This is a genomic window from Pseudomonas sp. FG6, from assembly GCF_057809015.1.
Genome location: NZ_JBMDJD010000003.1, coordinates 115832 through 127100 on the forward strand (window position 1 = coordinate 115832; position 11269 = coordinate 127100).

General features: G+C 64.4%; 10 protein-coding genes. 8 read left to right on the plus strand and 2 right to left on the minus strand.

Translation table 11 applies throughout. The annotated features are described in order from the left end of the window. Positions 1 to 10: 10 nt before the first annotated feature. Together tssK and ACODSJ_RS02895 are read right to left on the minus strand one after the other, a co-directional pair. Positions 11 to 1342, minus strand: a complete 1332-nt coding sequence (tssK, locus tag ACODSJ_RS02890; protein ID WP_489100293.1) for a type VI secretion system baseplate subunit TssK — start codon at positions 1340 to 1342, stop codon at positions 11 to 13. Between the two features lie 52 nt (positions 1343 to 1394). After that, positions 1395 to 1844, minus strand: coding sequence for a type VI secretion protein (locus tag ACODSJ_RS02895; protein WP_489100294.1), 450 nt, complete (start codon positions 1842 to 1844; stop codon positions 1395 to 1397). 225 nt (positions 1845 to 2069) lie between these two features. Between ACODSJ_RS02895 and tssB the strand changes: the two genes are divergently transcribed. From tssB to ACODSJ_RS02935, 8 genes are all read left to right on the plus strand, one after another. After that, positions 2070 to 2630, plus strand: coding sequence for a type VI secretion system contractile sheath small subunit (gene tssB / locus ACODSJ_RS02900; RefSeq protein WP_489100295.1), 561 nt, complete (start codon positions 2070 to 2072; stop codon positions 2628 to 2630). A 30-nt stretch (positions 2631 to 2660) separates the two neighbouring features. Next, entirely contained in the window at positions 2661 to 4142 is a 1482-nt protein-coding gene (tssC, locus tag ACODSJ_RS02905) for a type VI secretion system contractile sheath large subunit (protein ID WP_489100296.1), read from the plus strand. Between the two features lie 307 nt (positions 4143 to 4449). After that, on the plus strand, positions 4450 to 4947 hold the full coding sequence (locus tag ACODSJ_RS02910; RefSeq protein WP_024776584.1) for an Hcp family type VI secretion system effector: 498 nt from the start codon (positions 4450 to 4452) through the stop codon (positions 4945 to 4947). Between the two features lie 12 nt (positions 4948 to 4959). After that, complete coding sequence (gene tssE, locus ACODSJ_RS02915; RefSeq protein WP_489100297.1) at positions 4960 to 5403, plus strand: type VI secretion system baseplate subunit TssE; 444 nt, start codon at positions 4960 to 4962, stop codon at positions 5401 to 5403. Then, the gene (gene tssF / locus ACODSJ_RS02920) at positions 5387 to 7177 is read left to right on the plus strand and encodes a type VI secretion system baseplate subunit TssF (protein ID WP_489100298.1); all 1791 of its coding nucleotides are present in this window, start codon (positions 5387 to 5389) and stop codon (positions 7175 to 7177) included. Before tssE ends, tssF begins: the two co-directional genes overlap by 17 nt. Beyond that, positions 7141 to 8166, plus strand: coding sequence for a type VI secretion system baseplate subunit TssG (tssG, locus tag ACODSJ_RS02925; protein WP_489100299.1), 1026 nt, complete (start codon positions 7141 to 7143; stop codon positions 8164 to 8166). Before tssF ends, tssG begins: the two co-directional genes overlap by 37 nt. Position 8167: 1 nt before the next feature. Then, positions 8168 to 10711 (plus strand): type VI secretion system ATPase TssH, encoded by a 2544-nt coding sequence (gene tssH, locus ACODSJ_RS02930; RefSeq protein WP_489100300.1) that lies wholly within the window; start codon positions 8168 to 8170, stop codon positions 10709 to 10711. A 44-nt stretch (positions 10712 to 10755) separates the two neighbouring features. Then, positions 10756 to 11238 carry a hypothetical protein gene (locus ACODSJ_RS02935; RefSeq protein ID WP_489100301.1) on the plus strand — a complete coding sequence of 161 codons (483 nt, stop codon included), beginning with the start codon at positions 10756 to 10758 and terminating at the stop codon, positions 11236 to 11238. Positions 11239 to 11269: the final 31 nt, after the last annotated feature.

The following is an 11269-nucleotide window of genomic DNA, read 5'->3' on the forward strand; positions in this document are numbered from 1 at the left end:
CCTTTTGCGATCAGGCACTTTCGCCAGCTTGCCCCACGAACAACACCACTTGCCACGGACTACTGGCCTGGGCCGAGGCCGGCGCAACGATGTGCAGCGGCAACTGCCCGTCGAACCACTGCCCACTGGCCGCAATCACGAATAGTCGGGTGTCGTCGCCAACGCTGTAGGCCACTTGCTCGTTGCGACTCATGGCCTGGTGAGGCAGGCCGCTCATGCGCTGGCGACTCAACAACGGGACGTGCGGCGCGGACGCGATGATCGCCCCGCGCAGCCACTCGGCCGCGGCCTGCTCGCTGGCACCGTTGGGCATGCGCAGGCCGATGACCAGGCGCTGGCTGGGCTGGTCGTCGGGCAACTGGATCGAAAAGACCGGGTCATTGCGCTCGAAAGCCAGGCTGCGGTAGCCGGCGCGGACCAGTTCCAGGGTGATCTCCAGCCAATCGAGCACCGGCTCGTAACCGCGTTGCAACTCCAGGAAATCCAGCGGCGCGAAGGCCGGCACACCGGCCAGTGGATCCAGGGCCGACCAGGCACCGGCCAACCCCAGCAGCAGGCCGTACAGCGCCTGGGGCGTGGCAACCCGGGTATTGAGCGCGCCCTCGACTTCCGGCAAGCGGGACCACAGCGCAGTCATTTGGCGCCGGATCTCCATGGCGTCGTCCTGATTGCCCGCCGCCTGCGCCTGACGCAACCGACCGCCGAGGAACAGGCATTTCTCACGGGCCCGGGCACACAGCCCGGCGACGCGTCGACCGAGCACCGATTCGGGCACCAGCACCGGTGTGGGCGGCGTGTAGGCCACCCGCAGGAAACCGCCGCCTTCCTTGCGCACACGCATCAGCGGCAGGCAGATGGAGTCGGCCTTGCTCAGCTGTGTGCACAGGCGCGGGTTCGGTCGCCAGACGGTGATGGATTCGGGAAATTCGCCGCTGGTGAGGTCCGGCAAGGCCTCGCCGACCACCGACTGCAACCGGCCCTTGAGCGGCAGCAGCTGTCCGGCGCGCCAGAGCGGGCTGATCGCCAGGTACACGGTGACGGTCGCGTCGTCGGTCTTGTCGATCGCTTCGGTGATGTCCAGCTCCAGGCTCGGCCCGACGCCGGCCTGCACGTTGACCGGCAGGCCATCCGGCAAGGTGCCCTGCAATTGCAACACCCGGACCTGGCCGGCGCTGAGTGCCGAAGGGTCGACTTCCAGTTGACCAACCCCCCAGAACCAGGGGTTGCAGGCGCCGGCAAAATGCGCGGCCAGCGCCTCAGCACGCAGCCCTTGCAACTGAAAATGCTGGGGCAGCAATTGCATGCCCTCATGCCAGCACACCGCGTCAGGTAACAGACTCATACGACTCCCTTCGACATCCCAGTGTCGCCGCACTCGGGCGGCCCGCGGTCACTCAAGGCTGCTTGTCGCTCACCAGCGTCATCTCGCGACTTTCGAACTTCAGCCAGGCCTTGCGCTGGTCGTCCAGCCGAAGCCGGTGGGCTCCGGGAGTGTTATAGCTGGCGAAGACCAAAAGTCCAGCGGCGCGCCGACCCTCCAGGGGGAAAGGTTGGTGGTCGAGAAATTGTCCCGGAACCAGCTCCAGCCCCCACACCGACATGAGTTGACGATAGTCGCGCTGGAACTGTTCGCGCTCGGCGAACCATTGGCGCGCGGTGATTGCCGACAGCTGCTTGAGCAGGTCGGGATCGTTCACGGCGATGAAATCCACGGCGATGGGCGTGTCGTCATTGGCCTTGGGCGCGACATCCAGGGTCAGGCTGTCGAGCTCGACACTGGGGGCAAAAAGCGAGCATCCGCCGAGCAGCAGGCTCAAAAAAAATCCGGAAAAAAAGACACGCAAAATGAATCTTCCTTTTCAAAGCGGTCAAAAATTGTTTTTGCTTGCTTTTTTATAGACCTGTTCTAGCGTCTTGGGTAGTTCGACCAACACGGTCGAATGCACCAGGTTTGTCAAGGGAATGACAGGTCCTCTGCCGCCCATTTGCAACCTGCGGATCAGCAAGGGAATGCGATGAGCGGGCCCCCCCGATGCATTGCTCCCACACATGCATCGGAGTCGGCCGCCATGGCAGAAAGCACCCAGCACAAGCTCGACAGAATCCGTCCTCCTCGCGTCCAGATCACTTACGACGTGGAAATCGGCAATGCCATCGAAAAGAAAGAACTGCCGCTGGTCGTCGGCATTCTGGCCGACCTCTCGGGCAAGCCGCTGGACCCGCTGCCCAAGCTGAGCGAGCGACGCTTCACCGAAATCGATCGCGACAACTTCAACGAGGTGCTGGCCTCCATCGGCCCGCGCGCCACGCTCCAGGTCAACAACACCCTCAGCGGCGATGACAGCAAGCTCAACATCGAACTCAACTTCCGCCATATCGATGACTTCGACCCGGTCAAGGTCGTGGAGCAGGTCACGCCGCTGCGCCGCCTGTTCGAAGCACGCCAGCGCCTGCGCGATCTGCTGACCAAGCTCGACGGCAACGACGACCTGGACAAGCTGCTGCGTGACGTGATCATCAACACCGAAGGCTTGCAAGAGATCAAGTCGGCGCGGCCCCAGGACGCACCGCAAGAGCTGCCCACCGTGGCCGCCAACGATGACCCGGCCCCGGCCGAACCACAGGCTTGATCGTGCTCATCACTCAAGGGAGATAACGCCATGCCCGCTTCATCCGCCGCTCAAACCAGCGAGAGCACGACCCAGACTCTGTCCCTGCTGGACAAGATCATCGCCGAAGGCCGCATGGCCCACGATGACAGCCAGCAGGACTACGCCCGCGACATGCTGGCCGAGTTCGCCACTCAGGTTCTCGACGAAGGCATGGCCATCGACAAGGACACCGTGGCCATGATCAACGACCGCATCAGCCAGATCGACAAGCTGATCAGTGCCCAGCTCAACGAAGTGCTGCACCACCCCGACCTGCAAAAACTCGAAGCGTCGTGGCGCGGCCTGCACCTGCTGGTGCAGAACACCGAAACCAGCACGCGCCTCAAGCTGCGCTTGCTCAACGTGACCCAGAAAGAGCTGCAGAACGATCTGGAAAAAGCCGTCGAGTTCGACCAGAGCGCGCTGTTCAAGAAGATCTACGAAGAAGAATACGGCACCTTCGGCGGCCATCCGTTCAGCCTGCTGGTGGGTGATTACACCTTCGGCCGGCACCCGCAAGACATCGGCCTGCTGGAAAAGCTGTCGAACGTCGCCGCCGCCGCGCACGCGCCGTTCCTCGCGGCTGCCAGCCCTCGCCTGTTCGACATGACCAGCTTCACCGAACTGGCGGTGCCACGGGACCTGTCGAAGATTTTCGAGAGCCAGGAACTGATCAAGTGGCGCGCCTTCCGTGAAAGCGAAGACTCGCGCTACGTCTCCCTGGTGCTGCCGCACTTCCTGCTGCGCCTGCCCTATGGCCCCGACACCCGGCCAGTGGAAGGCATCAACTACGTCGAAGACGTCAACGGCACCGACCACAGCAAATACCTGTGGGGCAACGCGGCCTGGGCGCTGTCGCAGCGCATCACCGAAGCCTTCGCCAAGTACGGTTGGTGCGCAGCGATTCGCGGCGCCGAGGGCGGTGGCGCGGTCGAGGGCCTGCCGGCCCACACCTTCCGCACCAGTTCCGGGGACCTGTCGCTCAAATGCCCGACCGAAGTGGCAATCACCGACCGGCGTGAAAAAGAACTCAACGATCTGGGTTTCATTTCCCTGTGCCACAAGAAAAACAGCGACGTGGCGGTGTTCTTCGGCGGCCAGACCACCAACAAGGCCAAGCTCTACAACACCAACGAGGCCAACGCCAACGCGCGGATCTCGGCGATGTTGCCGTATGTGCTCGCGGCCTCGCGTTTCGCCCATTACCTGAAGGTGATCATGCGCGACAAGGTCGGCAGCTTCATGACCCGCGACAACGTGCAGACCTACCTCAACAACTGGATCGCCGACTATGTGCTGATCAACGACAACGCCCCGCAGGAGATCAAGGCGCAGTACCCGTTGCGCGAAGCGCGGGTGGACGTGACGGAGGTGGCGGGCAAGCCGGGAGCCTACAAGGCCACGGTATTCCTGCGGCCGCACTTCCAGCTTGAAGAACTGACCGCCTCGATCCGCCTGGTGGCGACGCTGCCGCCGCCGGTTGCTGCCTGACGGCGCATGAACTGTGACCGGGGAAACCTGTGATGTGACAGGAAAGCCTGTGGAGTGACAGAGAAACCTGTGGCTTGTAGAGAACCTGTGGCGAGGGAGCTTGCTCCCGCTGGACCGGGCTGGCGTTCCAGTGCGAAGCGCTCCTAAGATTTTTGGGGCTACTTCGTAGCCCAGCGGGAGCAAGCTCCCTCGCCACAGCAAGCTCCCTCACCACAAAAAGCCTCCTAGCCGCAGCAAGCTCCCTCGCCACAGGTTCAGCGTTCACCTTTAACGGATCGGCCTATCTACTTTTCTGGAGTTCCACACAATGGATGCAATCATTCTCGACCTCGGCGGCGACATCAAGGGCGACAGCCTGCTGGAGGGTTTCACGGACAAGATCGAGGTCATGTCCTACAGCCACAACGTGGCGATGCAGGTCACCAACGACGTCAGCAACTCGGAGCGTACCTCCGGCCGGCCGCACATCGGTGAATTCACCCTGACCAAATTCATCGACAGCTCCACTCCCTCGCTCAACGAATATTGCTGCGCCGGCAAGCCGATCCCGCAAGCCGTCATCACCATCGGCCGCAACGCCGCCGAAGGCAGCGGCAAGATCATGCCCTTCATCGTCTACACCCTGACCAACGTCGTGCTGTCCAACGTCAGCGTCAGCGGCGGTACCGGCGGCAAACCGGTGGAGACCCTGTCGCTGAACTTCACCAAGATCAAATGGGAGCTCACCGCACAAAAAGACGACGGCACCAAGGAAGGTACGGCGGGGACCACATGGGACCTGGCCGCCAACAAAATGACCAAATAAGGAAACTGCGCCATGGCCGGCTTCGGGCTTCGCCCCCCTCTGTTCGAACGCCTGGCCAGCCCGCCGGACGATGCCGACCGGGTGTACGACCGACAGGCGTTGCAAGACTCGGTTCACGCCGAACTGCATCGTCTGTTCAACACCCGGCGCGGTCCACGAGCACTCACCGAACCACCGAGCATCCTGGACTACGGCATCGCCGATTGGACCGCGCTGCAACAGCAACGCAGCGATGACCGTCGCCAACTGACCCGGGAAATCCGCCAGGCCATCACCTGCTTCGAACCGCGCCTGCGCCTGGGCGACGTGCAAGTCGAACCGGTACCGGGCCATCCGCAGCAACTGAGCATCCGACTGGTGGGCGAACTGCGCGGCAACCCGCACGCGTGGCCCGTGGCATTCGTCATCGAGCCTGCCGGCGACGGCCTTGAGGTACGCCATGAGCGACTCGATTGACCCGCAACTGCTCGATTACTACCAACGGGAACTGACTTGGCTACGGCACGCCGGGACCGCCTTTGCCGAACGTTACCCCAAGGTTGCCAGGCGCCTGGAACTGTCGCCCGGCGAATGCCCCGACCCGCACGTAGAACGCCTGCTCGAAGGTTTCGCGTTGCTGGCCGCACGCTTGCAGCGCCGGCTGGATGACGATTACGCCGAGTTCAGCGACGCCCTGCTTGAACAGCTCTATCCCTTGGCGATGCGCCCGCTGCCGTCCTGCGCCATCGTCCAGTTCGAACCCGACCCCAGCAAAGGCAACCTCAACGAAGGCTACCCGTTGCCCCGGGATACGCCGTTGTTCGTCACCACCGACAAGGGCCAGAGCATTCATTTTCGCACCACCGCCGCCGTGCACCTGTGGCCGCTGGAAGTCAGCGAAGCGTTACTGCTGGGCAGCGACGAAGCCCAGGCGCTGACCGGCGTGGTCCAGGCGCGTTCGGCCTTGCGCCTGAACCTGCGCTGCCTGGGGCAAAGCCAATGGGCGACGCTGGGGATCGACACCCTGCGGGTGCACCTGGCGGCCTCGCCGATGATCAACGCCTGGCTGTACGACTTGCTCGGCGCCCACACGGTCAAGGTCCTGGCCGGTGCGCCGGGCAGCGTGCCCGAACCGCTGAAGGGCCTGCCGCAGATTGTCGGCTTTGCCGGCGACCAGGCCTTGTTGCCCGACGAAGATGGCGTGCATCCAGGCATGCGCCTGCTGGCCGAATACTTCGCTTTCCCGGACAAATTCGGCTTCTTCGACCTGCCATTGGCCGGGGCCACCAGCGACAGCCAGTCGCTGTACCTGTACCTCGTTTTCGACCAGGCCCCGCCCAGCCGCCTGCCGCTGCAAGCCAGCGACATTGCCCTGGGCTGCGCGCCGGTGATCAACCTGTTCCCCAGGACGTCCGAGCCGCTGCGCCCGGACGGTACCCGCAGCGAGTATCGACTGGTGGCCGACAGTCACCGTGAAAACAGCGTCGAGATCCACAGTGTCCGCGCCATGCGCGCCAGTTCCGGCCTCGGCGTGCAGCCGGTGCCGGCCTATTACGGCAGCCAGCACGGCAGCGACCAGACGCTGTACTGGCACGCGCGGCGTGTCAGTGGCCTGAGCCCGAACCGGCTGGGCACCGACTTGATGGTCAGCCTGGTGGACACCCGGCTCGATCCGTTGAACGATGTCCACGACTACAGCCTCACCGCCGAACTCTTGTGCACCAATCGACACCTGGCCCAGAGCCTGCCCGCCGGCACCGCGCTGGGCTTCGAGCGGCCGGGCCCGGTGGCTTGGGCACGCCTGCGCAACCCGCCCAGCCCCCAGAGCCTGCCGCGCCTGGACGGTGAATCGCGCTGGCGACTGGTGTCGCAACTGACCCTCAATCACCTCTCGCTGGTGGAAGGCCCCCAGGCCCTGGACGCGTTGCAGGAAATTCTCGAACTGCACAACTTGCGCGACGAGCCCAGTGCCCAACGCCAGATCGAAGGCGTGCTGGGACTGGGCTGCGAACGGGTCATCGCCCACGTTGGCGAAGATGCCTGGCGCGGCTGGCGCAACGGCTTGGAAGTGCGCCTGCAACTCGACCCACAGCACTTTGTCGGCAGCAGCGCCGTGTTGTTCTCCGGGGTGCTGGCGCAGTTCTTCTCGCTCTACGCCACCGCCAATCGCTTCGTGCGCACCGTTCTGGTCCAGTCCGACAAGGAGGTCAAGACATGGCAACCCCAAGCCGGCAAACCCCTGTCGCTCTGAACCTGAGCCAGCGCTTGCGGCGCGATCCGCAACGCTTCGAGTGGCTCCAGGCGCTGCTGTTGCTGGAACGTGAACACCCCCAGGCCGAGACGCTGGGCAGCGGCACCTCACCCCAGGCCGAAGCCTTGCGTCTGCGCGGACCGTTGATGCCGCTGTTCGCCGCCAGCGAAGTCGAGAGTTTGAGCCAGCCGGCCGATTCAGTGCCGGTGCTGACCACGCCGATCTTCGGTTTGGGGGGCCCCGACGGCCCCCTGCCCTACGCCTACCAGGAATGGTTGCAGCAACGCGCCCGCGCCCGGGACCACGCACCCGCGGAATTTCTCGACCTGTTCCAGCATCGGCTGCTCAGCCTGCTCTATAGAGTGATGCGCAAACATCGCATCGCCCTGGGCTTCACCGCCCCCGGCGCCTCGGCGGTCCAGGCACAACTGCGAGCCTTGACCGGCCTGCTGCCCAAGGCCCTGCAAGAACGCCAGGCCGTAGCCGATTCAGCGGTCCTGACCTGCACCGCGCTGTACGCGGACGGTCGACGCTCCCTGGCCGGGTTCGCGGCAATCGTGCGCGAACAGTTCGGGCTGCCGGTGGAGCTGAGCGCCTACGCAGGCGGCTGGCGCGACATCCCGTCCGCCAGCCGCAGCCGCTTGCAGCCGGGCGGGCGCAACCTGCGCCTGGGCCGCAGCGCGGTGGCCGGCACCCGGGTCTGGGACGAACACGCCGGCGTGCGCCTGACCCTGGGCCCGCTCAGCGCCAGCCAAGCCAACGACCTGCTGCCCACCGGCGAGACCCATCCGCTGCTCGCCAGCCTTTACGCCTTGTACTTCGGCCCGGACCTGGATTGCACTCTGGTGCTGCTGGTCCGCGGGGCCGGCCCATTGCAACTGGGCCGCCAAGCCGCGCCACGGCTGAACTGGAACGGTGGCCTGCAACGCCAGCCCACCCTCACCGTGCAGCGGATCGAAACCCGCCTTCGCCAGCCGGAGATCGCCTGACATGGAACTGGCCAGCCTGATCGGTCGCCTCAACCCGGACAACCGCCGTGCCCTGGAACGGGCCGCGCAACGCTGCATGCAGCGCAGCCACCATTACGTGGAGATCGAACACCTGCTGCTGGAATTGCTCGACATCGAGGGCGGCGACTTCGCCTGCCTGCTGCCGCGCTTCGGCCTGGAGCGCGACGCGGTGACGGCGGAAATCAACAAGGCCCTGGACCTGTTCAAGTCCGGCAGCACCCGCACCCCGGCGCTGTCGGCGCAAACCATCGGCCTATTGGAAGACGCCGTGGTCCAGGCCAGTGTGCTGGGCCTTGCGAACATCCGCTCCGGCCTGTTGCTGCTGGCCCTGCTCGACCGTGACGAGCGGCGCAGCCTGCTGCTCAACAGCGCCTCGTCGCTGCTGCGCATTCCCCGGGATGCCCTGCGCACGCACCTGCTGGAATGGACCGAAAGCTCCCGTGAGCACGTCGCTGGCACACGCCCGGCCAAGCCCGGCGAGGCGCCGCAGAAACAGGATCCGGTGCTGGACCAGTACACTCAAGACCTGACCGCCGACGCCCGGAACGGCCGCATCGACCCCATCGTCGGCCGCGACGGTGAGATTCGCCAATGCATCGACATCCTGCTGCGGCGGCGGCAGAACAACCCGATCCTGGTGGGCGCCCCCGGCGTCGGCAAGACCGCCGTGGTCGAAGGCCTGGCCTTGCGCATCGCCGCCGGGGATGTGCCACCGTCGTTGCAGGAGGTGACACTGCGCGTGCTCGACCTGGGCCTGTTGCAGGCCGGTGCCGGGGTCAAGGGTGAATTCGAACAGCGCCTCAAGGGCGTGATCGACGCGGTACGCAGCGCCGAAAAACCGATCATCCTGTTCATCGACGAAGCCCACACCCTGATTGGTGCCGGCGGGGCGGAAGGCGGTAGCGATGCAGCCAACCTGCTCAAACCGGCCCTGGCCCGGGGCGAGTTGCGCACCCTGGCCGCCACTACGTGGCTGGAATATAAAAAATACTTCGAGAAAGACCCGGCCCTGGCTCGCCGCTTCCAACTGGTGCAGGTCGAAGAACCGGACGAACTCACCGCCGTGGAAATGCTCCGTGGCGTGGCGAGCAAACTGGAGCAGCACCACGGCGTGCAGGTACTGGACGCTGCCATCCATGAGGCGGTGAAGCTGTCCCACCGCTACATTTCCGGACGCCAGTTGCCGGACAAGGCCATCAGCGTGCTCGACACTGCCTGCGCCCGGGTCGCCCTCGGCCAGCACGACGTGCCGCCGCCGCTGGAAAGCCTGCGTCACCGACAGAACAGCCTCAAGGATGAAGTCGAACGCCTGCGCCGGGAACAGGCCACTGGCCTGGATCATCGCGAACGCATCACCCTGCTGGAAAGCGAGTCCAGCAGCAACGTGCAGGCCATCCGCGAATTGGAAACCCGTTGGGGCGAAGAGCGCGAAGCCGTGCGTGAACTGCTCGACACCCGACGCGAACTGCTCGCGCTGAGTGAGCGTGCCGACGGCGAAAAACCCGACACCGAGATCGACAACCGCATCGACCATCTTGCCGCCGAGCTGCTGCGCCTGGAAGCCGGCCTCGATGCCATTCGCCAGGACGATCCGTTGGTGCCCGAACAAGTCGACAGCAAGACCGTCGCCGCCGTGATCGCCGGCTGGACCGGCATCCCGGTCGGCAAGATGCTCGCCGACGAAGCTCACGCCGTGCGCACCCTCGGCCAACGCATGGGCCAGCGAGTCATGGGCCAGGGCACGGCGCTCAGCACCATCGCCCAACGCCTGCAAGCCTACCGCGCCGGCCTCACCGACCCGCAGAAACCGGTCGGTGTGTTCCTGCTGGTGGGCCCCACCGGCGTGGGCAAGACCGAAACCGCCTACGCCCTGGCCGACGCCTTGTACGGCGGCGAACGCAACCTGATCAGCATCAACCTTTCGGAGTACCAGGAAGCCCACACCGTCAGCCAACTCAAGGGCGCCCCGCCCGGCTACGTCGGCTACGGCAGCGGCGGCGTGCTCACCGAAGCGGTGCGGCGCAAACCCTACTCGGTGGTGCTGCTGGATGAAATCGAAAAGGCCCACCCGGATGTGCTCGAAGCCTTCTATAACGTCTTCGACAAGGGCGTGATGGAAGACGGCACCGGCCTGGTGGTGGATTTCAAGAACACCGTGATGCTCGCCACCAGCAACGTCGGCGCCGAACTGCTGCTGGACACCCCCGCCGCGCAACTGGGCAGCGACGCCTTCAACGAAGCCTTGCACAAGGTGCTGCTGCAAGCGTTCCGCCCGGCGTTCCTGGCGCGGATGACGGTGGTGGCGTATCGGCCGCTGGATGAAGCGACGCTGGAGGGCATCGTGCTGGCGAAGCTGGAAAAACTGCGCGCCCGCTACAAGGCCGCGACCGGCAAACAGTTCGAGTTCGATGCCGGGATCGTCAAGGCCGTGCTGGCCAAATGCAGCGCGGCGGGTGCGCGGGATGTCGAGAATGTGTTGATGACGCAGGTGACGGGGAAGTTGGCGGAGTGGGTTCTGGAATGAAGCCACGGGCATACCCCGCCCCTATCCATAGAGAGGGTTATTGAATGTCTGCGACAACTGTGTGGAGCTGCATCCAGTCGTACCGTACGAGCAAAGCCCAGGAGCTTGACCGTATTTTCATATCGCAGCACAAGATCATTGAGTGCCTGGAGGGCTATAGCGGAAAAGATGAATATCACGGTCACGAGTCGGGCCCTTCCGGTGGCCCGGAATCACCGGCCGCGACGATCAACCTGGACAAAGCGATTGCGTTCCTGGAACTGAACAAGCCCACGATCGCCCAGGAAGAAAAGAAAACGAACAGCATGAATCACCTGCAAAAAAAGAGCATGAGCCAGAGCGAGACGCTGATTCAGGTGATCAACGACAACAACGACCTTGGCGCGATCCCGGCCAAACTGCACAGCAAGGCAACCGAGTTGAAACTGGCACAGGCCTGGTACGACATCCGCCTGGTCTGGCTGGCCTTTGAAAACAAATACCGCACTAAAAAAGGCAAGAAGCCGCTGAAAACCAGCTACAAATGAATCGGCAAGCACTGCTCGCATCGTAGCCTCT

Coding starts and splice junctions, on each gene's coding strand:
- tssC (WP_489100296.1), top strand. CDS start 2,661: ATGCCCGCTTCATCCGCCGCTCAAACCAGCGAGAGCACGACCCAGACT.
- ACODSJ_RS02935 (WP_489100301.1), top strand. CDS start 10,756: ATGTCTGCGACAACTGTGTGGAGCTGCATCCAGTCGTACCGTACGAGC.
- tssE (WP_489100297.1), top strand. CDS start 4,960: ATGGCCGGCTTCGGGCTTCGCCCCCCTCTGTTCGAACGCCTGGCCAGC.
- ACODSJ_RS02910 (WP_024776584.1), top strand. CDS start 4,450: ATGGATGCAATCATTCTCGACCTCGGCGGCGACATCAAGGGCGACAGC.
- tssG (WP_489100299.1), top strand. CDS start 7,141: ATGGCAACCCCAAGCCGGCAAACCCCTGTCGCTCTGAACCTGAGCCAG.
- tssF (WP_489100298.1), top strand. CDS start 5,387: ATGAGCGACTCGATTGACCCGCAACTGCTCGATTACTACCAACGGGAA.
- tssB (WP_489100295.1), top strand. CDS start 2,070: ATGGCAGAAAGCACCCAGCACAAGCTCGACAGAATCCGTCCTCCTCGC.
- tssH (WP_489100300.1), top strand. CDS start 8,168: ATGGAACTGGCCAGCCTGATCGGTCGCCTCAACCCGGACAACCGCCGT.
- tssK (WP_489100293.1), bottom strand. CDS start 1,342: ATGAGTCTGTTACCTGACGCGGTGTGCTGGCATGAGGGCATGCAATTG.